The 22,722-nt window shown below is 47.3% G+C and carries 17 protein-coding genes, 1 riboswitch and 1 other annotated feature; of the genes, 14 read left to right on the top strand and 3 right to left on the bottom strand.

The genetic code is table 11. The features are described from left to right. Positions 1–43 precede the first annotated feature (43 nt). The 7 genes from AC0YN4_RS04350 to asd all read left to right on the top strand — a co-directional run bounded on the left by AC0YN4_RS04350 (position 44) and on the right by asd (position 7,984). The gene (locus AC0YN4_RS04350; protein WP_475835248.1) at positions 44–1,468 is read left to right on the top strand and encodes an ABC transporter substrate-binding protein; all 1,425 of its coding nucleotides are present in this window, start codon (positions 44–46) and stop codon (positions 1,466–1,468) included. Then, on the top strand, positions 1,461–2,345 hold the full coding sequence (locus AC0YN4_RS04345; protein ID WP_475835247.1) for a carbohydrate ABC transporter permease: 885 nt from the start codon (positions 1,461–1,463) through the stop codon (positions 2,343–2,345). Before AC0YN4_RS04350 ends, AC0YN4_RS04345 begins: the two co-directional genes overlap by 8 nt. Before the next feature lie 16 nt (positions 2,346–2,361). Beyond that, entirely contained in the window at positions 2,362–3,237 is an 876-nt protein-coding gene (locus AC0YN4_RS04340) for a carbohydrate ABC transporter permease (protein WP_475779885.1), read from the top strand. Positions 3,238–3,258: 21 nt separating this feature from the next. Next, on the top strand, positions 3,259–4,422 hold the full coding sequence (locus AC0YN4_RS04335; RefSeq protein ID WP_475779886.1) for an efflux RND transporter periplasmic adaptor subunit: 1,164 nt from the start codon (positions 3,259–3,261) through the stop codon (positions 4,420–4,422). A 164-nt stretch (positions 4,423–4,586) separates the two neighbouring features. Further along, positions 4,587–5,159: a histidine phosphatase family protein gene (locus AC0YN4_RS04330; RefSeq protein WP_475835246.1), complete on the top strand. Its 573-nt coding sequence runs from the start codon at positions 4,587–4,589 to the stop codon at positions 5,157–5,159. 35 nt (positions 5,160–5,194) lie between these two features. Then, positions 5,195–6,430: a DNA glycosylase AlkZ-like family protein gene (locus AC0YN4_RS04325; RefSeq protein ID WP_475835245.1), complete on the top strand. Its 1,236-nt coding sequence runs from the start codon at positions 5,195–5,197 to the stop codon at positions 6,428–6,430. A gap of 74 nt (positions 6,431–6,504) precedes the next feature. Continuing rightward, positions 6,505–6,765 (top strand) — a binding site (T-box leader). A gap of 133 nt (positions 6,766–6,898) precedes the next feature. Beyond that, entirely contained in the window at positions 6,899–7,984 is a 1,086-nt protein-coding gene (asd, locus tag AC0YN4_RS04320) for an aspartate-semialdehyde dehydrogenase (RefSeq protein ID WP_475779889.1), read from the top strand. Positions 7,985–8,056: 72 nt separating this feature from the next. Here asd and AC0YN4_RS04315 read toward each other — a convergent pair whose 3' ends face one another. Then, positions 8,057–10,540, bottom strand: a complete 2,484-nt coding sequence (locus tag AC0YN4_RS04315; protein ID WP_475835244.1) for a hypothetical protein — start codon at positions 10,538–10,540, stop codon at positions 8,057–8,059. Between the two features lie 153 nt (positions 10,541–10,693). After that, on the bottom strand, positions 10,694–11,284 hold the full coding sequence (locus AC0YN4_RS04310; protein WP_475779891.1) for a hypothetical protein: 591 nt from the start codon (positions 11,282–11,284) through the stop codon (positions 10,694–10,696). 110 nt (positions 11,285–11,394) lie between these two features. Between AC0YN4_RS04310 and AC0YN4_RS04305 the strand changes: the two genes are divergently transcribed. From AC0YN4_RS04305 to AC0YN4_RS04285, 5 genes are all read left to right on the top strand, one after another. Continuing rightward, the gene (locus tag AC0YN4_RS04305; RefSeq protein WP_475779892.1) at positions 11,395–11,691 is read left to right on the top strand and encodes a hypothetical protein; all 297 of its coding nucleotides are present in this window, start codon (positions 11,395–11,397) and stop codon (positions 11,689–11,691) included. Positions 11,692–11,882: 191 nt separating this feature from the next. Beyond that, on the top strand, positions 11,883–12,407 hold the full coding sequence (locus AC0YN4_RS04300) for a GNAT family N-acetyltransferase (RefSeq protein WP_475835243.1): 525 nt from the start codon (positions 11,883–11,885) through the stop codon (positions 12,405–12,407). Between the two features lie 30 nt (positions 12,408–12,437). Then, positions 12,438–13,427, top strand: coding sequence for an NAD(P)-dependent alcohol dehydrogenase (locus AC0YN4_RS04295; protein WP_475835242.1), 990 nt, complete (start codon positions 12,438–12,440; stop codon positions 13,425–13,427). A 95-nt stretch (positions 13,428–13,522) separates the two neighbouring features. Then, positions 13,523–13,978, top strand: a complete 456-nt coding sequence (locus tag AC0YN4_RS04290) for a GNAT family N-acetyltransferase (RefSeq protein ID WP_475779895.1) — start codon at positions 13,523–13,525, stop codon at positions 13,976–13,978. 4 nt (positions 13,979–13,982) lie between these two features. After that, on the top strand, positions 13,983–14,924 hold the full coding sequence (locus AC0YN4_RS04285) for a LysR family transcriptional regulator (protein WP_475835241.1): 942 nt from the start codon (positions 13,983–13,985) through the stop codon (positions 14,922–14,924). A 27-nt stretch (positions 14,925–14,951) separates the two neighbouring features. On the opposite strand, the gene metE is transcribed toward AC0YN4_RS04285, so the two are convergent. Further along, entirely contained in the window at positions 14,952–17,222 is a 2,271-nt protein-coding gene (metE, locus tag AC0YN4_RS04280) for a 5-methyltetrahydropteroyltriglutamate--homocysteine S-methyltransferase (RefSeq protein WP_475779897.1), read from the bottom strand. 167 nt (positions 17,223–17,389) lie between these two features. Next, a riboswitch (cobalamin riboswitch) is annotated at positions 17,390–17,582 on the top strand. Between the two features lie 149 nt (positions 17,583–17,731). Between metE and AC0YN4_RS04275 the strand changes: the two genes are divergently transcribed. Beyond that, the gene (locus AC0YN4_RS04275) at positions 17,732–21,544 is read left to right on the top strand and encodes an S-layer homology domain-containing protein (RefSeq protein ID WP_475835240.1); all 3,813 of its coding nucleotides are present in this window, start codon (positions 17,732–17,734) and stop codon (positions 21,542–21,544) included. A gap of 115 nt (positions 21,545–21,659) precedes the next feature. Beyond that, positions 21,660–22,709, top strand: a complete 1,050-nt coding sequence (gene selD / locus AC0YN4_RS04270) for a selenide, water dikinase SelD (protein ID WP_475835239.1) — start codon at positions 21,660–21,662, stop codon at positions 22,707–22,709. Positions 22,710–22,722 lie beyond the last annotated feature (13 nt).

Below are 22,722 nucleotides of genomic sequence, written 5' to 3'. Positions count from 1 at the left end.
TTCAATTCAGCGATGCATGGAGGGATCAAGGAGGATGAAGAGGATGAAGAAAACGGGATGGCAAAAAATTAGGCTGGCTATCGTTGTTCTCACACTAATCTTTGGTCTCACTGCTTGTAATAACGGCGCTGGGGAGAAGGGAACGAACGGAACGAACGGAACGCCATCCTCAAAACCGGATAACAGCAGCCCCGCAGCTTCGAATGATGAAACAGCAGTTGCAGATCCTGAGAAGCCGATTCCCATTCCCGACCCGAACAAACGCAGCACCGTTGTCTTCTCTATGTACGACTATGACCCCTATTATGAAGATGCGAAGAAAGCTTATGAGCATGAGCATCCCAATACGACAATCGATCTGCGTTACGTAACCAAAGAGTTTGATCCTTCCGGATTGCTGGTGGAGAAATTCAGAACCAAGACCGCGGCCGAATTCCTAAACGGTAAAGGTGCCGACCTGATTGTAATGGACGACCTGCCTGTCGACCATTATATAGGCAAGAATCTGTTAATGAATTTAAGCGAATGGATAGAGGGCGATCCCGCGTACCGGAAAACCGATTATTATCAAAACCTGCTTGATCATGTGAAGGAAAGCGATGGCAGCGTGTATGCCGTTCCTCTATCGTTTTATTTAACCGGGGTAATGGCGGATGAGAATGTACTTCGCGATACGGGCCTGCAGTTTGACGACAGCAGCTGGACTTGGGAGCAATTCGGCGGCCTCGTGCAGAAGCTGCCGCTTGCAAGTCAACATAAGTACGGCTACTTCGAGAAAGCCAAGACTTCTATGTTATGGCGTTTAGTCACATCTTCTTACTCGCAATATGTAGATCAGGTTAATCGGAAGGCCAACTTCGAATCCGATGCATTCATCGCGCTGTTGAACCAGATCAATCAACTGGAAGAGGATAAGGCGGTAACATTTGACGGCAAGGATTTAATCAAGGGGAATGTGTACTTTCAACCAACGGAAATTTATACCCTGTCGGATTATCGCGGGCGTCTGAATGAAAGCAAATTGGCAAATCCGAGGTTGTATCAATTGCCTAAATCCGAGGGACAGCAGGCTGGTGGTTTCTACGCACCGCTCGCCAATATTGCGATCAATGAGAACTCCGGCGTTAAACCTGAGGCGTGGGACTTCCTGAAGTTTCTGATGTCGGGCAAAGGGAGAACGTCGGCTAAGGAATTAACAGACTCTTCCTGGTACAGTGTGTTCCCCATATCCAAATCGGCATTTGAGGCACGGGCGTTGGAGGCGAAGAAGGAAGGACGTATCGAAGACGGGGAGATTCAGTTGTTAACCGAATTGATTGTAAAAGCTGCCAATCCGATTGTCATGCTTCCAGGCGAGATTGAACTTCTTCTCTTCCAAGAAGCACCGGCATTCTTCAGCGGTCAGAAGTCGGCACAAGCCGTAGCTGAATTGCTTCAGAACAAAGCGACGACTTACCTCAATGAATAGGCTTCGGTTTCGTCGTGGCTGGACAAGAGGAGACGGACCGGCAGCCTTGTTATTTCTGGCACCAAGCCTGCTTGGTTTCTCTATGTTCTATGTCATACCGTTTGTGCTCGGTGTCGGATATTCCTTCATGAACAAACCGGCCGGCGGGGTCTTCGTAGGTTTCGCCAATTATAAGGAGCTGCTCGTTAGCAGTTCCTTCCGCCGAGCAGTTATCAATACTCTGACGTTCACCGGAATTGGCGTTCCCACCTTAATCATACTATCGCTGCTATTGGCCATTCTGTTGAATCGGCGGCTATGGCTAAGGAACAGTTTGCAGACCGCATTCGTACTGCCCCTGGTCGTGCCAGTTGCTTCTATAGTAATGATTTGGCAGATATTCGTGGATTGGAACGGTACGTTGAACGCCTTGCTGCACGGCTTGGGCATACCGCGCATCGATTGGATGAACTCGAAAAGTTCCATGACGGTTTTAGTGTTTATCTTTATTTGGAAGAATATAGGATACAATATGATTCTCTTTCTTGCCGGGCTGCAATCCATTCCGCAGAGTTATTACGAAACAGCGCGTATCGAAGGGGCGAATAGGAGCCGACAGCTGTTCTCCATCACCCTCGTGTATTTAACACCTACGATGTTCTTCGTCATTCTGATATCCATCATCAATTCCTTCAAAATATTTAGGGAAACGTACTTGCTCGCAGGCGATTACCCGTTCGATCGCATTTATATGATGCAGCACTACATGAACAACATGTTTTTCTCCTTGGACATCCAAAAGTTGACCGCGGCGGCGACACTTATGTTCGGCTGTATTTTCCTGCTGGTCTCCGGTTTGCTGGCGATCGAACGCCGCTTTCAGGATCATTTGGAGTAAGCGGGAGGGAAAGCACATGCGTACGATTCGCGGGCTTACAAATATTGCATTATTTATGTGGCTAGCATCCATGTCGACGATTCTGCTCATACCGATTGTACTGACAGTTGCAAATTCGCTGATGACGCCAAGTGAAATTGCTTTGAATTACGATTTGCTTGGGAAGATGACCGAGGCTTCAAGCCATCAGCGCGCCTTCGTCAATTTGAAAATCATACCGGATCAAGTTAGCTTTGAGCAGTATAAGACTTTGCTCATCGAATCGCCAAGGTTTCTGCATATGTTTTGGAACTCGGCTGGCCTTGTCGCTCCGATCGTGTTTGGACAGACATTGTTCGCATCGCTAGCAGCTTATGCGTTTGCTAAGCTTCGGTTTCGTGGACGAGACGCACTGTTCCTGGTCTACTTGATGACGATGCTTATGCCGTTTCAGGTAACGCTTGTGCCTAATTATCTGGTTATCTATCGGCTTGGCCTCTTGAATACGTCGGCAGCGATTATCCTGCCAGGCATCTTCGGCGCGTTTGGCGTCTTCATGCTTCGTCAATTCATGGCGCAGATTCCATCCGCTTACATTGAAGCGGCCAAGATTGATGGTGCCGGACATGGCGCAATTTATGTCCGTATTTTTCTTCCTCTGGTTAAGCCGGGATTGGCTGCGCTGACGGTCCTGCTTTTCGTCGATTACTGGAACATGGTCGAGCAGCCGCTGATCTTTCTGGAGGATGCGTTCAAACAACCTTTATCCCTTTATTTGCTTCAAATCAGAAAGCAGGAGGTCGATGTAATCTTCGCCGCTTCTGTGCTGTATATGAGCCCGATGGTATTGCTATTCTTGTATGCCGAAACGTATTTTATCGCGGGTATCCAGCATTCGGGAATTAAAGGATAATCCGGTGGAGGTGGTCTGAGAATGGATTCAACAGCAGAGAGAACCTCCGCGGGGAGACGTAAGCGATTAATCCAGCTTATAGCATGTATTAGCGTTGTATCGCTTGTCTTATTGACCCTCTTCAGCAATACGCTTTACGGACTGACGCTGCCCAAAGTAACGACAGAGCAGCCTGTAGACGATAGGCTCGAGCCGGCCTTCGAGGGGGAGGCGGTTGTACGTTATGCCGTAAAGCTGGAACTTTCCAACCCGGGAGGCAGCAACGTTAAGGAAGTACTCATCAAGGAAGGCGATGTGGTGACGAAAGGGCAAGGTCTTGTGCGTTACGAGAATGACGAAGCTATGCGGCAGATCGAGGCTGGACAAGCTGCGCTGGACAAGCTGAAACTTGCGCTGCCGGCATTGCGTCGAATCTATATAGAAGCAACTCGGGCATCAGATTTGGCAGTGTTGGAAGATGCTCGCATCGCCTTGGAAAGCGCGAATATCGACATCGCCGCTCAGGAGAAAAGCATTCGAGCACTGCAGCATCAAGCAGAGAAACTAGAAGTGCTAAGAGCACCATTCGACGGTGTCATTATGGCCGTTCATGCCATTGCGGGTCTGCCCTCCGGAGTTGAAGCCGCGTCGGACATTCAGCTTGCCGATCTTGGTAAAGGGCTGCAGATCGAGACACAGGTTCCCACGTATCTAACGCTTTCACTCAAGATTGGTGATCCCATTGCGATGTCAGTCGGTGAAGGTGGACGCACCGTACAAGGAGAACTCGTTGACATCGGCGCATCCAGCTTCGCAGACAGCGGAAGGGCTGAAGTTCTTGCGCCGGGCGACGTGGTTGCTCCTGTCGATGATGCTCCCCCAACCATAAGTGTGCTCATCGGCTTAAAGGATACGAAACTTAGGGATGGCGAACAGATAACGTTTAAGCTGACGACTGAACATAAAGAAGATGGGGTAATCGTGTCAAGCGCGGCCGTACATTATGACATGGACGGTGCTTATGTCTTCATCGTTCAAAGGAGAGAAGGACCTCTCGGAAATGCCGCATATGTCCGCAAAGTTGCTGTCACTGTGGTTGCAGTAAACGGACATAGAACAGCGGTCTCAGAGGGATTATCGGGGGACGAAACCGTCATCCTGGATAGCAGCGAACCGCTTGCGGACGGGGTTCAAGTCCGCCCTTAGTGCCGACAGCGTCAATGTCGGCTCAAGCGGAGTTGGACGGCTAAACGTATAGTGATGATGACAAATTTAACCACATGACGATGTCATGTGGTATTCTTTTGTCTATATGATGTCTTTGGTTGTTAAATACGAAGTTCGAGGAATGATGGAGAGGAGTAATGGATATGACGAAATTCGGAATAATCAGACATGGAGAAACGGACTGGAATATCGAAGGACGAGCACAAGGTCAGAGTGATATCGCACTCAATGATGCCGGCAGACTGCAAGCGCATGCGTTAGCCGATCGATTGCGGAATGAATCGTGGGATGTGATTTTCTCCAGTGATCTGTCACGCGCCAAGGAAACAGCTGATATAGTGGCTAGGTTAATGGGGTTAACTGTTCTAACTGATAGTCGCTTAAGGGAAATGTATAAAGGTGAGATGGAAGGCACGACATTGAAGGAACGTATACAGAAATGGGGAGAACAGTGGGAGCGACTAGCCCCAGGATTAGAATCAGAAGACTCCATTGTAAGTAGAGGAACTTCGTTTATCATAGATACTGCCGATACCTATAAAGGTAAAAATATGCTGGTAATCAGTCATGGCGTATTGATTGGTTCAATTTTAAAGCATTTAATCCCTTCCATGGATACGAAGGTACATATTGATAACACCTCAGTTACGACGATTACTCGAAGTGGTTCGAAGTGGGAATGTGAATTGTTTAACTGCTCCAAGCACGTAGTTTAATAAAAAAATTATTGTAAATTATTGGAGGGATCCAGATGAAACCATTCCAAACATCGAAACGGGCCATTAGGCGATTCTTGCTGGAGAAGCAGCTGTTGCTTCAATCGTCTCAGCCATCACTAAACTCGAATGAATCGATGAAACAGCAGGTGCTTGATGTAATCAAACAATTAGAATGCGTACAGATCGACCCTGTAGCGGCGGTACGTGCGAATCAGCACCTCGCTTTGGCTGCGAGAATTCCCGGATATGAGCCTCGCTTCTTGAATGAACTGCTTAGCAGCAATGAGGTTTTCGAATATATGGCGAACGCGGCTTGTATTATTCCGATGACTGATTATCCGATCTTTGAACCTACAAGGCAGCGACTACGGGAGAATATTCAGCCTCGTATCGATCAAATCGCGCCTGTCATTGAACAGGTGCTGCAACGATTGGAACAAGAAGGACCGCTGTCTGCAAAATCATTCGAATCGAGCGAACGGGTACAAGGGTATTGGGATAACGTCAACTCGAGCACGAAAGCAACCTCGCACGCATTGAATTTATTAACCGATGCTGCTCAGATTCGCATTGTGGGCCGTGAAGGGAACCAGCGCAAGTTCCATACCACCAGTCATAGTGTTCCTGCTCCGCTGATTCGGCAGGCGGAGGAGATGGACGAGCAGGAAGCGCTCGAAGCGATGATGATGAAGTATTTCCGCGCTTATCGCGTGTTTGAACCAAGCGATCCTCGGTTGGGTTGGCAGAAGCTGTACGCAAGCGAAAGAAGAGAAACGATCGAATCTCACATTAGAGATGGAATTGTATCGGCGGTTGAAGTCGAGGGATTGGACAAGCCCTATTACATCCTAACTGAAGATATGGAGCTTCTTGTTGCGCACGATGAAGCAGCTCGGAATCTGCCGCCGATTCAAGATGAAACTGATCTCGCTGTACACTTCTTGCCGCCGCTTGATAACCTATTGTGGAGCCGTAAACGGTTAACCGATCTGTTCGAATTTGAATATCGTTGGGAAATTTACACGCCAGCAGTTAAACGTACTTATGGGTATTATGCGATGCCGATCTTAGTGGGCGATCGGTTAATCGGCCGCATGGACCCGCGATTGGATAAGAAGCAGGGCCATTTGAAGGTGGAGTATCTTCAAATCGACGCAGAAATCGAATTCACGACTAAGCTTCGCGATCAAGTGTATGGTGCACTTGATACTTTCGCTAAGGCTCATGGAGCGACTACGGTATCCGTGGTCCGCACTTCTTTTGAATAGTTGCATTTTATTTAAAATTTTTTTGAAAATATAGTTTACCTTGCTACGGTTATTTGATACTATAAACGAAATGTTAAAATGCGATGAAGAGACGAGTAAATAAATGAAACCTTTCACAGAGAGCTCCGGCAGCTGCAAAGGAGCAAGGGTTCATTATTGAAGAAAGACTCTGAGCAGCACATCGGCAACCTACTGTAGGGGATGGTGTGACAGGAGCTCCTGTTACAGAGCTAGAGTATAAACATGACAGGTCATGTCGTACTCGAAGAGGCTGATTTGGCGACATGTCAGCGAATTTGGAGTGGTACCACGAGCGGACTAATCTCGTCTCCAAGACTTATTAAAGTCTTGGAGGTGGGATTTTTTTTATTGTTTCAGTGGAAACACCGCTCGTTCGAACGCATAAGGTACACCAAATCATACTTTAACGGATTATGAGAAACCATTCTGAAGGGGATTGAATTGCTAATGACTAACAAACTTAGAGTTGGTATTGTCGGAGGAACAGGCATGGTTGGCCAGCGTTTCGTACAGCTGCTGGATCAGCATCCATGGTTTGAAGTAACAGCAATTGCTGCCAGCAGCAGTTCGGCTGGTAAAACATATGAAGCAGCTGTACAAGGCAGATGGAAGCTGTCCGGTTCCATTCCGGATGCAGTGAAACAAATCGTCGTTCAAGACGCTTCACAAGTAGAAGAAGTCTCCGCTCAAGTTGATTTTGTATTCTGTGCCGTGGATATGAAGAAAGATGAAATTAAAGCGCTGGAAGAAGCATACGCACGTACAGGTACGCCGGTTGTTTCCAATAACTCCGCACATCGCTGGACGCCGGATGTTCCGATGGTCATCCCGGAAATTAACCCAAGTCATCTTGAGGTCATCGCAGCACAAAGAAAGCGTCTGGGCACTTCGACAGGTTTCATTGCGGTTAAACCAAACTGCTCGATCCAAAGCTATGTACCGGCGCTTCACGCATTGCTCGATTTCAAGCCTACTCAAGTAGTGGCTTCGACTTATCAAGCCATCTCTGGTGCGGGCAAGAACTTCACGGACTGGCCGGATATGTTAGATAATGTGATTCCGTATATTGGCGGCGAGGAAGAGAAAAGCGAACAAGAGCCGCTTCGCATCTGGGGAAGCGTTGAGAATGGTGAAATCGTGAAAGCGAGTGCTCCGCACATCACAACGCAATGTATCCGCGTTCCGGTAACGGATGGTCATCTGGCTACTGTATTCGCATCGTTCGAGGTTAAACCGGCCAAGGAAGAAATTCTTGCGCGTTGGAAGGAATATCAAGGACGTCCGCAAGAGCTCGGCTTGCCTAGTGCACCGAAGCAGTTCATCACGTATTTCGAAGAAGAGAACAGACCGCAAACGAAGCTGGACCGTGATATCGAGAACGGTATGGGCGTTTCGGTTGGCAGATTGCGCGAGGATTCCCTCTACGATTATAAATTCGTAGGTTTGTCGCATAATACGCTGCGCGGTGCAGCAGGCGGAGCGGTGTTAATCGCTGAATTGCTGAAAGCAGAAGGATATATTCAAGCAAAATAAGCAGCATAGCCATAAAGTAGAAACAGCAAGCACGCTAATGTGCTTGCTGTTTCTGCATGTATAGGACAATGATCAGTTGTAGCTCATCAGTACGAACATGGGTTGGTTATTGGAATCAACATCAATGGTCATTGCCTCATAATAGCCGTCTGTTATCGATCGCTGTACCGCTTGTGTGCGAAGATCAATCTTTACGACTTCGGTAACATACGATTTATTCCCATCTGGATTGTCCTGATTATGCGAGTAGCGGTCATTTTGGTTATTATGCAGTAAGAAATATAGATTCCCATCAAACATGCTGAGTTCTCCGAGATCGGCGTAATTTTGCCTGAAGAGAGTCGTTACGGATTCGCTTCTCAAATGAATCTTCAGAATGCGGTATCCTTGCAAGAGGTAGAGGTTATCGGATGGACTATCCAGGATATATGAATTCTCCCCTTGTGTCGTACGATCATAAATGCCATCTGGCGTAGAGCGCGGAAATGCAATCGTGCCCAGCCGTTTGCCTTGTCGGTCGAAACGTTCGAGGCGTCGGTCAAGCAGCACAATGACCTCATCATGGTACGGAATAATCCGCACATGGGCTTGCATGTTCTCATTCTCGCTCAAGTAGAAGGAGCGATATTGTTTCTTCTTTTCTTGGATCTGATACAACGAACCCAAGAGATAATACCAGGTGATCCCGGTATTCTTATCGTAATACCACTCTTGCTCATGAAAGTAAGGGTAGTCGACTTTGCCCATCTGTGCAGTGGACTGAAGGCCCTGTGACTTGACGTTGATCCGCTTCAAATCTTGATCAACGATCCAGGTTAACCCAGTGGAAGCGATCTGCAGCTGTTGTCCTTTGATCGTCAGCTTATAGGGAGTGGGTACATAGATGACAGCTGTTATCTCCAGCTTGTCATTCAGCTTTAATACCCGAGATGCTTCCGTATCCGTAACGATCCAACTGCCTTGCCATCGCATGAAATCTCTTGCACCGATGCCGCCGGCCGCTTCTCCAATCTTAACGGTCACCGTAATAGGCAGCTCTCCGATTTCGGTAAGCGCTCCTGATCGGTATTCATAGAAATGACGATCAATCAACACAAACCAAGTCGAACCCATCTTACGGAATGTTTTGGCATAGCTATAATCTTCTTCGCGGTAGATCTTATCTATGGCTTCATGAAGTTCCTGTGGAATTGCAGCGTTTGTGTTGTTTTCCTCGAAATGCCATTCCAGAATCGAATGACTAAACGTTGTGTAGGGTTTGCGATTCTCGTTCTTAATGGTGAAATTCTGTAGTGGGGACGACCTGATTGAACCCAGCTCAGCCTCCTCGGTATTAATAATATCGGGCCATGACAGGGAAATGATCTTGCCATTGTCCTCATACTCCACTTGCGAACCTCGAGATGCGATCCACGTGAGCCCGTTTGTCGGGAACTGCGTGAATTTAGGCGGGTATTTGGCAGTGACTGCGGTTACAGATACAGCTCCTGCTTCGAATTCGGAATCGGTTCGCACCTCATCTTGATACTGAAGAATTTCCAGTTTGTCAGGCGCTACATGAGTGAAGGTACGATTGTTGAATGCTTGCCATTCCTCCTGCCACAGCCTCGGTTCAACCGGAAGCATGCTGAGTTCATAGTTAAGGAATGACATGAATTCTTCACCGGCTTGGTTGCGAAATAATCCGATCAGCTGCGGAGAATCTTCTAAGAATGAGATCCGTTTCACTTGCATTAATTCATACCCGACATACCTTCTCACGAGATAATGGGGGTCTTTGAAGTAGACGATGCTGCTTCCTTCATCGAGGAATGTGTAAACCGTTGGTCCTTCCGGCAATAGAAAAACGCGATTATTCGTTAATACCTGTGTATCCGGTGATTTAGTCGAGATTTCGGGTGCTGTGGATTCCGTTGTTCCTCTATCGATGGTTTCCCAGCCATCGTGGGATGGATCAAATGCTTCCTCAGAGAATCCTGATCCATTGCGTACTTTCAGAAGGAAGAGCCGTGGTTCTTCGGTAAGTCGAATCGACATTACTTCATGAGGTCCGAAGAAGAGATTCGTGTCCTCAATCACCACCGGGGCCGGTTCAATCCGAATGGCAAGCCATGCTCCGCTTGCGCTTGAAACTTCATCTTGTGCGTTATCTTCTGTCAGTTGAGCCCCAATAAGCAAAAAATCTCCGTTCAACCACGCTTCAAGCGGAACGGGAGTTTTCCATTCGTAAATAAGCTGCTTATTTGTGCCATCAGTTGAGTAGTAGAGTTGGAGGTTTTGCACGTAAATCATAGCTTGCTCATGCTTCCAGAGCACACGGGCATCCTTCGAGTCCGCCATAAATTCGCCTTCAAGAGGCTTCCAATCCGAGTTTATAGCAAGAGATGGTGATTGGATTTCGGCAGAGGTTGAAGTTGGATCTGTGATTGTTGTTTTCTCAGTAGTAGTGCGCGGGGGATTATCTTCGGACATCCCGTGAAAATAGAAGAATACGATTGTAAGGAAGGAAAGTGCGATGAAGGTGATAATGATGAGCATACGACTTTGTGGTTTCATAGGGCCACTCCTCAATGCTACCAAATAATCTCAATCATTAGACGTTATTTGGCCGGAAAAGTTGCTGGTTGACATGATCATATTGCAGTTATGCGATTATATCCAATAGCTAATGAAGGAGAGTCAAATTGACTCTCCTTGGAGGAAACTATTTTAGGGTCTCGTGAATAATTGATTAACGGTGTCCATCGCCAAATTCACATTCACTAAAGCCTGTTGAATCATCGCCTCATCCATCACGGCTGATTGATTACCTTGCCAAATCGGCTGCTTATAGGCGATTTGTTCCATTAGAACGTTATTTTCTTCGATTCTGTCATCGGTTATCGCATTCAGCGATTTCAGATGCTGTTCGTATTGTTCCCGTTCATCGGACTTGTAAGGTGTACCAGAATCTAACGAAATCAAGGCATCCTCGAAGAAATATTTCATATAAATGACTATAGGGCCTGCCAACAAGTCTTTCATCGTTGCCAATTCTTCCTCTGTTGCTCCAACCTCATCCACCAGTTCCCAGAATTGTCGATGTGTTTCAGGCGTCAGATTGTTGCGATTGCGTAGAACCCGTGCGAGAATTTCTTGAAAAATGTCCTTCTGATGAGCGGTCATGTTCTTAGCGAGGGTTGTCGTCTGTTCTTCTGTAGTTGAAGCCGTTTGATTTGCATTCGTGTTGTCACAGCCAATAAGCAGTAGAAGTGCAAGTAAGGAAAGAATCAGTCTTGTCAGATTGATCAACACTCCCATCGGGCAAATGATGCTGTGGAAATACATACGTTGAATTATATGCATAAAAATTCGCGAAATCACAGGAATATTCACCGATGTATGACATGTTTTAGAAAGGCGGAAGGGACATGAAAGCTAAATATGTACTCCTTACTGGGATGATGTTCGTAACTGTTCTTGCACTGTCGGGGTGTGTACCCGGAGATGGAACGAATAATGTAGCCCATCCCGCAGGTTTTTTCTGGGGAATCTGGCATGGCTGGATCGCGCCGATCTCGCTCATTATTGGTATCTTCAAGCCCCATATTCGAGTCTATGAAGCTCTCAACACAGGCTGGTGGTACGATGCCGGATTCTATATCGCTGTCATTTGTGGTTTTGGCGGAATTTCTTTCCGTCGACGGAAGAAAGGAAAGCGAGATTAGCTTGCCGAAGTAGCTGGGATAGTTGGGATACCCGACTATCCCATTATTTGTTATGATCAATTTAAAGAATAGAGATCCATAACAAGACATTGAATATTTATGCATATATCAAGGTTTGTAAACAGAATAATTATGTATTTAAGATTACATATATATAGTTATGTAAACTAACCCGTAGGAGGCTTAACGACATGATGGAAACAAATCGATTAATCATAAGAGAATTTAAGGCTTCCGATTTGGAAGCTGTTCATGCGTATGCCTCAGATCCTTTGGTCTGTACCCATACGATTTGGGGGCCGAATACCATTGAAGACACACAGAACTACCTCCAAAGTGTCATTGAAATGCAGAACCAGCAGCCGCGCCTGGATTACGAGTTTGCTGTTGTATTGAAGGAAAGCGGGGAATTGATCGGCGGCTGTGGCCTTCACATCGGGAACCCTCTACAAGCGGAATTGGGTTATTGCTTCAATCGCGCATTCTGGGGCAATGGTTATGCAACTGAAGCGGCTGCTGCCTTACTGCAGTTAGGTTTTCGAGAGCATGGACTTCATCGCATGTATGCAACCTGTCGCCCGGATAACGTAGGTTCTTCAACGGTGTTGCAACGAATCGGAATGAAATTCGAAGGTCATTTGAGAGAACATATGCGGCATAAAGGAAAGTGGCATGACTCCTACCAATATTCTATTTTAGAAGATGAATTTCTGTAAGTTCGAACCCATCCTTGGACGGAGGTGATCATGATGATGATGAAAGCAATCGTGTACACATCATACGGGAATACAGAAGTTCTTTCACTTCAGGAGGTGCCTATACCTACTCCCAAGGACAATGAAGTCCTTATTCAGATACATGCGGCATCCGTGAATTCATGGGATTGGGACTTGCTAAGAGGAGTTCCATATCTGGTTCGACTTGGCGGGCTTCGGGGACCTAGATTCCCTATTCTCGGAGCTGACATCGCAGGGCGGGTAGCAGCAGTCGGTAAGGATGTAAAGCAGCTGCGAGCAGGGGATGAAGTGTTCGGAGATCTTTCGGGTTGTCACTGGGGCGGTTTTGCTGAATATGTATGTGCGCGGGAGACTGCGTTATCGTTGAAGCCGGGAGGCATGTCATTCGAGGAAGCCGCAGCCATACCGCAAGCAGCTGTACTCGCTTTACAGGCTCTTCGAATAAAAGGTGAGCTGCAGAAAGGGCACAAGATACTCATTAATGGTGCCGGTGGAGGAGTGGGGACGTTCGCGCTTCAGATTGCCAAGTCATACGGCGCAGAGGTGACAGCTGTAGACCACGGCAGTAAATTGGAGCTGTTACGTTCCATAGGCGCAGATAAGGTCATTGATTATACGTCTGAAGATTTTACAAGTAATGGTCAGCGTTATGATCTGATTCTGGATGTTGCAGGCTTTCGCTCCATGTTTGACTACAAACGCGCATTAACACCTACAGGAACATATGTCATGATTGGCGGTTCGACACCTCGAATTCTTCAGCTTATGGTTGTCGGAGCCTGGGTGAAACGAACCGGAAATAAGAGAATGAAACTCTTATTGCACAAAACAAGCAGAGATGATCAAGATATCATCAGGAAGCTCTATGAGACGGGCCAAATTACTCCCGTTATTGATCGGAAATACCTTTTAAGCCAAACAGCCGATGCACTAAAGCAGCTCGGGGACGGTAACGCAAAGGGGAAATTGATCATTCAGGTGAAAGGAAGCAATAACTAGCCATCATCGTAATTGAGCTGAATACATATCGACTTCACTTAGCCGGACTAGTATAATAGGTGGATTAAATCCAACAGACAGTGGAGTGTAGACCTATGGAAATCAGAATCGACGATTTAACCGGAAATCAAATCATTGCGCTAATAGCGGAACATGTTCGCAGCATGGCCGCGCAATCTCCTGAGGAAAGCATGCATGCGCTCGACCTTGACGGATTGAAGCAGCCTGAAATCACGTTCTGGAGTGCTTGGGAAGAGAATGAATTACTCGGCTGCGGCGCCATTAAGGAGCTGGATGCGGGGCATGGGGAGATCAAGTCGATGCGTACTTCGATGCAGCATTTAAGAAAAGGAGTTGCGAAGCGACTTCTTGTACATATGATCGAAGAAGCCAAGAAACGCGGGTATGTACGACTAAGTTTAGAAACGGGATCGCTGGAATCGTTCAAACCCGCCATGAAGCTGTATGAGAGTCTCGGCTTCGAAGAGTGCGAGCCTTTCTCGGATTACATTCTAGACCCATACAGTGTTTATATGACGAAGGCATTATAAAGTCATGACCTTACAGCAGTTAAAATATATTCTTGCCATCGTAAGCTGCGGCTCCATTAGCGAGGCAGCCAAGCAGCTTTTTATCTCTCAGCCCAGCTTGTCCAGTGCAGTTAAAGAATTGGAGCAGGAGATCGGCTTGGACATCTTTTTGCGGACCTCGAAGGGTATTGCGCTTTCCAACGAAGGAGCTGAATTTCTCTCCTACGCCAGGCAAGTAGTAGAGCAAGCTGAGTTGCTTGAGCAGAGGTACATGGATAAGAAACCCACGAAGAAGCTATGCTCCATATCCACGCAGCATTATGCTTTTGCCGTTCAAGCTTTCGTGAGCCTGTTGAAAGATTTGAATACGAACGAATATGAATGTACGTTGCGTGAAACCAGGACTTACGAAATTATCGAAGACGTACGAAACATGCGCAGCGAGATCGGCATCCTGTATCTAAGTGACTTTAACCGGAAGGTTATCGAGAAAATAGTGAAAGAAAGCGGACTCCGATTCCATCCGCTCTTCGAAGCAGAACCGCATGTCTTTATAAGCACGGAACATCCGCTGGCCAATAAGACGATGTTAGAAATCGATGATCTGGACGAATTCCCTTGTCTTGCTTTCGAGCAGGGGGAGTATAATTCTTTCCATTTCTCGGAGGAGATTCTAAGTACCAGGTCCTACAAGAAGAAAATTATGGTGAGCGACCGGGCGACCTTATTCAATCTACTGATCGGTTTGAATGGTTATACGATCAGTTCCGGAGTTCTGAACGAGGACTTGAACGGGGAAAACATTAAATCGGTGCGGCTGCGAACAGTCGAGAAGATGCAGATCGGTTATATCACGAATAAGAAAACCAATCTGAGCCAGCTCGCCACCGATTATGTAGGGAAGCTGCAGAGCATCATCGCGGATTTCGGATACGCCATTCTAAGTCAAAAGGATGAACTCAGTTGAGTTCATCCTTTTCTGATCCAAGTAAAGTTACAACGCTGCTCTGACTTCTTTCGCAGCTTGTACCAAGTGTCGCAGACTTTCCCATGTTTCGGTTACGCCTCGCGTCTTCAATCCGCAATCGGGATTGACCCACAGTTTGGCAGCATCGATTTTGTCCAGCATGCGATGGAGTCCTTGCTTGAGCTCGTCCACGGATGGAATACGAGGGGAGTGGATATCGTAAACGCCTGGTCCAACTTCGGTCCGGAAGCCGCAAGCATTGATGGCATCGATGATGGCAAGGTCCGACCTTGATGCTTCGAACGTAATGACGTCGGCATCCATGGCATCGATATCCCGGATGATATCGCTGAATTGGCTGTAGCACATATGGGTATGAATTTGAGTATCGGCCTGGACGCCGCTATGCACCAAGCGAAAAGCAGGGATGGCCCAGCTCAAGTATTCTGCTTGCCAATCCGATTGGCGCAGAGGCAGCTTCTCTCTCAGCGCGGCTTCGTCGATCTGAATGATTTCAATATGATTGGCTTCCAAATCGAGAACCTCGTCTCGGATTGCAAGCGCAATCTGAAGGGCACTATCCTTCAAGCTAATATCTTCGCGAGGGAAGGACCAGTTGAGAATGGTAACCGGACCGGTCAACATTCCTTTTACCGGTTTGCTCGTTAAGCTCTTGGCATACGCCGAATACTCGACAGTCATCGGTCTGGAACGGCTGATATCTCCCCATACGATTGGCGGTTTGACGCATCTTGTACCATAGGATTGAACCCAAGCGTTCTCTGTGAAAATAAATCCGTCTAAACACTCACCGAAGTATTCCACCATATCGTTACGCTCATATTCGCCATGGACCAGAACGTCCAAGCCAATCTCTTCTTGAAGTGCAATACATTCCGCAATCTTATCGAAATTGAACTGTTTGTATTGTTCTTCGGTAATGGCGCCTTTCTTGAAAGAGAAGCGGTTCGCTCTGACTTCAGCTGTCTGCGGGAACGATCCGATGGTAGTCGTAGGAAGCGGAGGCAGCTTGAACTTGTCATTCTGAATCGCTTCACGTTCGGCGAAAGCAGGCAGTCTCGTGAAGTCAGCGTCCGTTAACGCTGACGTTCTGGTTTGTACAGCTTCGTTACCTGCGAAACGAGTGCCATTGAAGAGCTCTTCGTTCTGTAGGTAAAGGTCGGCTGCATATGGATTCGCATGCGCCAAAATCGCTTTAAGGTCAGCAAATTCACGAAGCTTCTCTTCAGCGAATGCGAAATAGTGTTTATGATGGTCAGACAGCTTTGTTTCGTTCTGCAAGGAGTATGGTACGTGCAGCAGCGAACAAGAGGAGCTAAGCACCAGCTGCTTCGCGAGTCCTTTCAACTCTTGCACGGTTGCAAGTGTGTGTTTATAGTTGTTCCTCCAAATATTCTTCCCGTTTACGACACCGGCGAACAGGACTTTATCAGCCGAGAATCCATTCTGGCGCACGAGCTCCAGAGATTGTTTGCCTTCAACAAAGTCAATTCCGATGCCATCGAAGGGGAGGGCTTGAAGGGCTTGATAACAGTCACGAATATCACCGAAGTAGGTTTGAATCAGAACCTTGACGTTGCCTTTCGCAGCTAGAATTTGGTCATACAACTTCGAGAAGAGGGCTAGATCCTCCCCGGTTAGGTCTGTTACCAGTGCCGGCTCGTCAATCTGAATCCACTCGGCGCCAAGTTCGTTTAGTTGCCGTAGGACGTTCGCATAGGCCGCGGCTGTTTCTTGTATGAAGTCGCCCGCTTGCTTGACGCCGGTATATTTGGCAAGCTTGAGCAGCGTGAAAGCACCGATTAATACCGGTTTCGTTGGGATATGAAGCCGTTTAGCCTCCAAGAACTCATCGAACAGCTTCGTGCCGGCCAATTGAATCGCAGTGGAATCGTCAATGATAGGAACCATATAGTGGTAGTTCGTGTTGAACCATTTTTTCATGGCCAGCGCTTTCACGTCGCCTTGCTCGCCTTGGTAACCCCTTGCCATAGCAAAATACGTTTCCAGCGGGCTAAGACCCAGCGATTGATAGCGCTCCGGAATGATATTGAACAAGCATGCCGTATCAAGCAGGCCGTCATAGAATGAGAAATCGTTGGAAGGTATAAAATCAATCCCATTCTCTTGCTGTCTTCTCCAGTGGTTGGCTCGAAGGTCCACACCGGTCTGATGGAGCTCGTCGATCGTAATGTCTCCTTTGAAATATTTCTCGGAAGCAAATTTCAGCTCTCGTAATGATCCTACTCTAGGATAGCCAATAAGTGATGTTTTCAATGTCAATCTCTCCCTACGCTTTGTGTTGAGCTTATTATAGTGCGGAGAGCTTGCTATCGGAAAACACAAAAATACTATGTCAAGGTATAGCTTTTTACTATGGGTTTAGAAGGCGAGTCGCTAATATCATAGACAAAAGCAGCAACATTCTATATTATGAATAGCAATTGAATAGAACTAGTCAAGGCGCACGCTTAGTCCATAAGCGCTGCTTAATAGGGAAGACCGGTGAAAATCCGGCGCGGTCCCGCCACTGTAAATGAAGAGCTGATCTGGGAATTGCCACTGGCCGTCAGGCTGGGAAGGTATAGAGAGGCATTGACGCATAGCCAGGAGACCTGCCTTGATTGGATTTCACACACTCTACGGATGATGGAGGCGGTGCTTTTTTTGTTGTCTTTCCTAGTAGTTGACGACGCGGGCAGCCCTTGATTCTTTCATGAATCAGGGGCATTTTTTGTTATGGTTGATATAGAATGCAACAATATACTTAGAGAGAAGGCAAGACTATGCGTTCAAAGGCACTCCAATCATTAGCTATTATCGTTTCATCCATTATGTTGTTATTGTCGATCACTGCCGGATTCGGTCCGGTGAAGACCGTTCGCGCTGAGGCGGCTTTCGATCTCGAAGCTACAATCGAAGCTGCATCGAGTTACTTCCAGAAAAGCTCATCAGGAGTTGGCTCCGATTGGGGGGCAATCGGACTGACAAAGGCGGGTAAGAAGATACCCGATACCTATGTACAATCATTAGTTAACCGCGTTAAGTATAGCGGCGGTGAATTCGATCGCGTTACCGAGTTAGAACGTACGATTATGGCTCTATCGGCTGCAGGTCAAGATGCAACGAATATCGCCGGCTTTAATTTGATCGAGAAGCTTTATACAAGCGACTACATGATTAGCCAAGGTATCAATGGCCCTATATTTGCATTGATTGCAATGGATTCAGGCCACTATGAGGTTCCGGCTGACGCGAAATGGACTAGAGAAACTCTTATTGACGAAATAGCCTCCCGCCAAAACGAAGACGGGGGATACTCGCTCGGCGTTGGCAACGATAGCGACCCGGATCTTACGGCCATGTCGTTAATCGCTCTTGCGCCTTACGCTGACAATGCAACGGTTAAGTGTATGGATTTGATTTCAGATTTAACACAATGGCTTTCCGTAAAACAATCGCCGAATGGCGGTTACATCATTACGTCTTGGGGGAGTACCGTCGATTCCAGCGAAAGTGTATCGCAGGCGATTATCGGTTTAACTGCTTACGGTGTCGACCCAACCGGTCCGGATTATACCAAGAACGGAATTACACTGATCGACAAGCTCATGCAATTCCGAATGGAAGACGGTACATTCACTCATACGATGGATTGGCCAATGTCGAATGGCATGGCTACGGAGCAAGCACTTCAAGCACTTGATGCTTACAAGCTATTCTTGGAAGGTCATGGTGAGCGGCTATATGACTTTAGCGGCACATTGCCCGGACTCGAGCTAATTCCGGCTGCACCTGTAAAGATCCGAGTCGAAGGACCGGAACCTAATCAAGCCTTCTTCGAAGGAACGGTAAATGCAGCAACGCCTTTGGAAGCTTTAAAGTCGGTGTCAACCACTGGCAGCATTCAGCTGGGAATCACTTCAATGTGGGGCATGGTGTTTGTTGCCATTAACGATATTGCATACAATCATTATGATGATGATTATGGAAGCTGGAGTTTTTCAATCCAAAGAGGCAACACATGGTTGACTTCATCGGATGGAGCCATGGATGAGATTCCATTGAAGCCAGCGGATAAACTTGTATTTTATTACAAAACTGATAACACTGAGATGATAGACACCATTAAGATGTTGCCAGAATCAGGTACATCGCTGAATGAAGATCGTGCATTCGACATCGTAGTCAATAAGATGACTATGGATTGGAGCACCTTTAAACTGGTTTCAGCTCCTGCAGAAGGTGTAAACGTCGATATCGTCCACGAGGGTGAAACGATTTCCACGCAGACGACTAATGCGCAAGGTACGGCGCGATTTGACGGGTTGACTGCTGGAAGTTACACCGTTTCCGTATCTAAATACGTCCCTAAGAGCGGGCCTGATGTCGTACATAAGTCCATGCCGCTGGAAGTGAGAAGCGGTATACCGCCGATTGAGCTGCAGCTACCAAATGAAGATCAGCCAACGATTACGATTCCTTCGGATGATCGCCCGTATATAATCGGCATTGCCGATTCGGATTCGAGGAAGCAAATTGCCATCACGATTCCGGAACAGAATCCGTCGTTGTTGATGTTGCACTTGCCGCTTGCCACCGCTCTCCCCGCCATAGAGGCGAAGAAGGGGAATCTAACGTTCAGCATAGCGCAAGGCACGCAACTCGTTAACGGTGATGGTTCTTCTATAGAACTGTTAACCTCCAAGAATAAGTCGGATTCCGTACTGGTAAGTCGCGTTCAATCCTTGATCTCGAGTGGTTCAATTCTTGAGAATGTGAGCGAAGCGATTACAATCGGTGGTGGAGCCGGCAGAATCGAATTTGATTCGTTTCTTACTCTGACTTTTGCAGGATTGAAGGGCAACCAGGCTGCCTATATCGAGAATGGATCTCCTCATGTGATCCAGCGATTCGCGAACGATGCCGAGGGACTGGCTAGCGGGAAAGAAGAGTATGCGTTCGACAGCGGCGATGATCTGATTGTGAAGACGAAGCATTTTACTGACTATGTGGCCTATACGACCAAAGCAGTGACAATTCCGTCAGTACCAACACCTCATGCGACGTTATCCGTTGATAAACTCACGATTAATAAAGGGTATGTGCTGCAAAACACAAGTATTGACTTGCAGCCGGGCGATACCGCATGGAGCGTGCTCAAGCGATCGCTTGACGCGAAAGGAATCGGCTATAAATCCAAATATTATGCTTCGTTCGGAAGTGTCTATGTACAAGCGATCGACGGTGACGGGGAATTCGATCATGGTCCAAACAGCGGCTGGATGTATAACGTAAACGGCAATTACCCTGGTTACGGCTCTAGCAGCTATACGCTCAAAGACGACGACAAAGTGGAATGGAGATATACGACCAATCTCGGTAAAGACTTGGGGGCACCAACCAGCCAGTGGCCGGATTTGTCGGATGACACAACAGTTATCGAAGTGCCAGCGAATAATCAGCAAGATCAAAGCATCTCCATTACGCAGGCTATGAAAGAAAAGGGTAAAGTCGTCATTCATATGCCGGATAACACTTCCAAAGTGTATTTGGACTTGAACGAGGTGCGCAGCAGCATTCCTTCGATCCTTGCGGAGAGAGGGGACATTACATTCACCATGGACATAGGAACGGCCATCCAATCCGGTAACGCGAAGTTTGAATTGTTATCGAAATACCCTGCGGATGATTTCGGCGTGATGAAGCTTGTGAAAGACAGTCTCGCAAGCGAGAATAAGAAGCTAACGGCTCTTAGTCATGTAATCGGGCTGGGCGGCGAGAAGCAGTCCACCGTCTTCGATCGTCCGGTCACGATTGTAATCAAGAATGGTAAAGGTCAAGCAGCCGGTTATATTGACAATGGGAAGTTTACGCCGATTACGAACTACGATGCCGAGGAGCAAGGCGTTAAAGCAACGAAAGATCGTAAGCAAATCACTTATGCTTTCGTAGCAGGCAATGATCTGGTAATCAAGACAAACCATTTCACCGCATTCGTCACGTACACCGTTGCAGACTCGGATTCAAGCGGTAGCGTGAAAGTGGATCTGAGCAAACAATATTCGGATGCGAAGCAAATTGCAGCATGGGCAACCAGCGCCATCGAAGCGGCTACGAGCAAAGGCTTCGTTCAAGGCACATCAGGCAAGCTGAATCCGAAAACGAAGATTACAAGAGCTGAGTTTGCCAAGCTCATGGTGGAGGTACTCGGATTGAAGGTGACATCCGGTGCAACAAGCCAGTTCACTGATGTACCGCAGAACAAATGGTTTGCAGCCTATATTAATACGGCCTACAACTCGAGGATCATTATGGGCTTCGAGAATCGATTTAATCCGAATGAGACGATTACGAGAGAGCAAATGGCAGCCATTGTGGTGCGGGCCTTAAAACTTAAGCAGACTTCCTCATCCGTACCGCTTCAAGATCGGGATCAAGTATCGAAGTGGGCGCAAGCCGACGTTCAGACCGTTAGCGCGCTGCAGATCATGCAGGGATCGGATAACCGCTTTAACCCGGCCGATTCGGTTACACGCGAGATGGCGATAGTCGTCGCTATGCGGGCTTATACGTACAAGTTGGATCACAATTCATAGTCACTGATAAAGCAAGAGCGATTCGATCGCTCTTGCTTTTATTTTATCAATATTGCATTTTGGGCCTATGGCGAGTACGATTTAGGTTATGCGAAGAAAGGGACGTGACGACACTATGAATAACTTCGAGAATATCAAATTAACATCACTGTCCAGTAAGGGTGGCTGCGGTTGCAAAATAGGGCCGGCCGATCTGTCGGAGGTGCTGCGCAATCTTCCGGCTGCTGAGCCTAATCCCAATTTGCTGGTTGGATTAGATACGAGTGACGATGCCGGTGTATACCGTTTAAGCAATGAACTGGCACTGGTGCAAACGCTCGATTTCTTCACCCCGATTGTGGATGACCCGTACGATTTTGGACAAATTGCCGCGGCGAACGCAATCAGCGATATTTATGCGATGGGCGGTAAACCTTTAACAGTATTAAATATCGTCGCATTTCCGATCTCTACGCTAGACAAAAGCATTCTCTCCGAAATTTTGCGTGGCGCTGCTGATAAAGTACAGGAAGCCGGTGCAACACTGGTCGGTGGACATTCCATCGATGACAAAGAGCCTAAATTCGGTCTTGCCGTTACAGGTCTCGTGCATCCGGAGAAGGTACGGACCAATGCGGGAGCTAAGCCCGGAGATCGCTTAATTCTAACAAAGCCCATTGGAGTAGGCATCTTAACCACTTCGATTAAGAAAGATCAACTATCGATCGAAGAGACGAAACGATTGACCCAAGTAATGGCCACGTTGAACAAAACAGCAGCAGAGGTTATGGAGCCGTACCAGGTAAATGCGTGTACCGACGTGACAGGATTCGGACTAATCGGACATGCTCTTGAGCTGGCTAAAGGCAGCCTGATGACTGTTAAGCTTCATCATAACGATGTTCCTCTGCTTCCGAGAGTGCGAGAACTGGCGGATAGCGGATTTGTACCTGGCGGTACGAAGAATAACTTCGTTCACGTTCAGCATGATGTAACGTTCCCGGATGAGCTTGATCAGGTCGGCCGCTGGATTCTATGTGATGCGGTTACTTCTGGTGGGCTGCTTATATCCATAGCAGGCGAGCAAGCGGAATCCCTCTTGCGGCAATTGCTGCAAGCTGGGGTAGAAGCAAGTATAATCGGTGAAATCACGGACGAGAAACCAGGACATATTATTGTAGATTAGAAGGGGAAGCCGA

It is taken from the genome of Paenibacillus sp. J22R3 (genome assembly GCF_056269305.1).
Note: the sequence above shows the minus strand (reverse complement) of the source record. Positions and strands in the feature narration are given on the sequence as shown.

What these genes read in the sequence shown, in the direction of transcription:
- AC0YN4_RS04350 (WP_475835248.1), top strand. Translation starts at nt 44, where the DNA reads ATGAAGAAAACGGGATGGCAAAAAATTAGGCTGGCTATCGTTGTTCTC.
- AC0YN4_RS04345 (WP_475835247.1), top strand. Translation starts at nt 1,461, where the DNA reads ATGAATAGGCTTCGGTTTCGTCGTGGCTGGACAAGAGGAGACGGACCG.
- AC0YN4_RS04340 (WP_475779885.1), top strand. Translation starts at nt 2,362, where the DNA reads ATGCGTACGATTCGCGGGCTTACAAATATTGCATTATTTATGTGGCTA.
- AC0YN4_RS04335 (WP_475779886.1), top strand. Translation starts at nt 3,259, where the DNA reads ATGGATTCAACAGCAGAGAGAACCTCCGCGGGGAGACGTAAGCGATTA.
- AC0YN4_RS04330 (WP_475835246.1), top strand. Translation starts at nt 4,587, where the DNA reads ATGACGAAATTCGGAATAATCAGACATGGAGAAACGGACTGGAATATC.
- AC0YN4_RS04325 (WP_475835245.1), top strand. Translation starts at nt 5,195, where the DNA reads ATGAAACCATTCCAAACATCGAAACGGGCCATTAGGCGATTCTTGCTG.
- asd (WP_475779889.1), top strand. Translation starts at nt 6,899, where the DNA reads ATGACTAACAAACTTAGAGTTGGTATTGTCGGAGGAACAGGCATGGTT.
- AC0YN4_RS04315 (WP_475835244.1), bottom strand. Translation starts at nt 10,540, where the DNA reads ATGAAACCACAAAGTCGTATGCTCATCATTATCACCTTCATCGCACTT.
- AC0YN4_RS04310 (WP_475779891.1), bottom strand. Translation starts at nt 11,284, where the DNA reads ATGGGAGTGTTGATCAATCTGACAAGACTGATTCTTTCCTTACTTGCA.
- AC0YN4_RS04305 (WP_475779892.1), top strand. Translation starts at nt 11,395, where the DNA reads ATGAAAGCTAAATATGTACTCCTTACTGGGATGATGTTCGTAACTGTT.
- AC0YN4_RS04300 (WP_475835243.1), top strand. Translation starts at nt 11,883, where the DNA reads ATGATGGAAACAAATCGATTAATCATAAGAGAATTTAAGGCTTCCGAT.
- AC0YN4_RS04295 (WP_475835242.1), top strand. Translation starts at nt 12,438, where the DNA reads ATGATGATGATGAAAGCAATCGTGTACACATCATACGGGAATACAGAA.
- AC0YN4_RS04290 (WP_475779895.1), top strand. Translation starts at nt 13,523, where the DNA reads ATGGAAATCAGAATCGACGATTTAACCGGAAATCAAATCATTGCGCTA.
- AC0YN4_RS04285 (WP_475835241.1), top strand. Translation starts at nt 13,983, where the DNA reads ATGACCTTACAGCAGTTAAAATATATTCTTGCCATCGTAAGCTGCGGC.
- AC0YN4_RS04275 (WP_475835240.1), top strand. Translation starts at nt 17,732, where the DNA reads ATGCGTTCAAAGGCACTCCAATCATTAGCTATTATCGTTTCATCCATT.
- selD (WP_475835239.1), top strand. Translation starts at nt 21,660, where the DNA reads ATGAATAACTTCGAGAATATCAAATTAACATCACTGTCCAGTAAGGGT.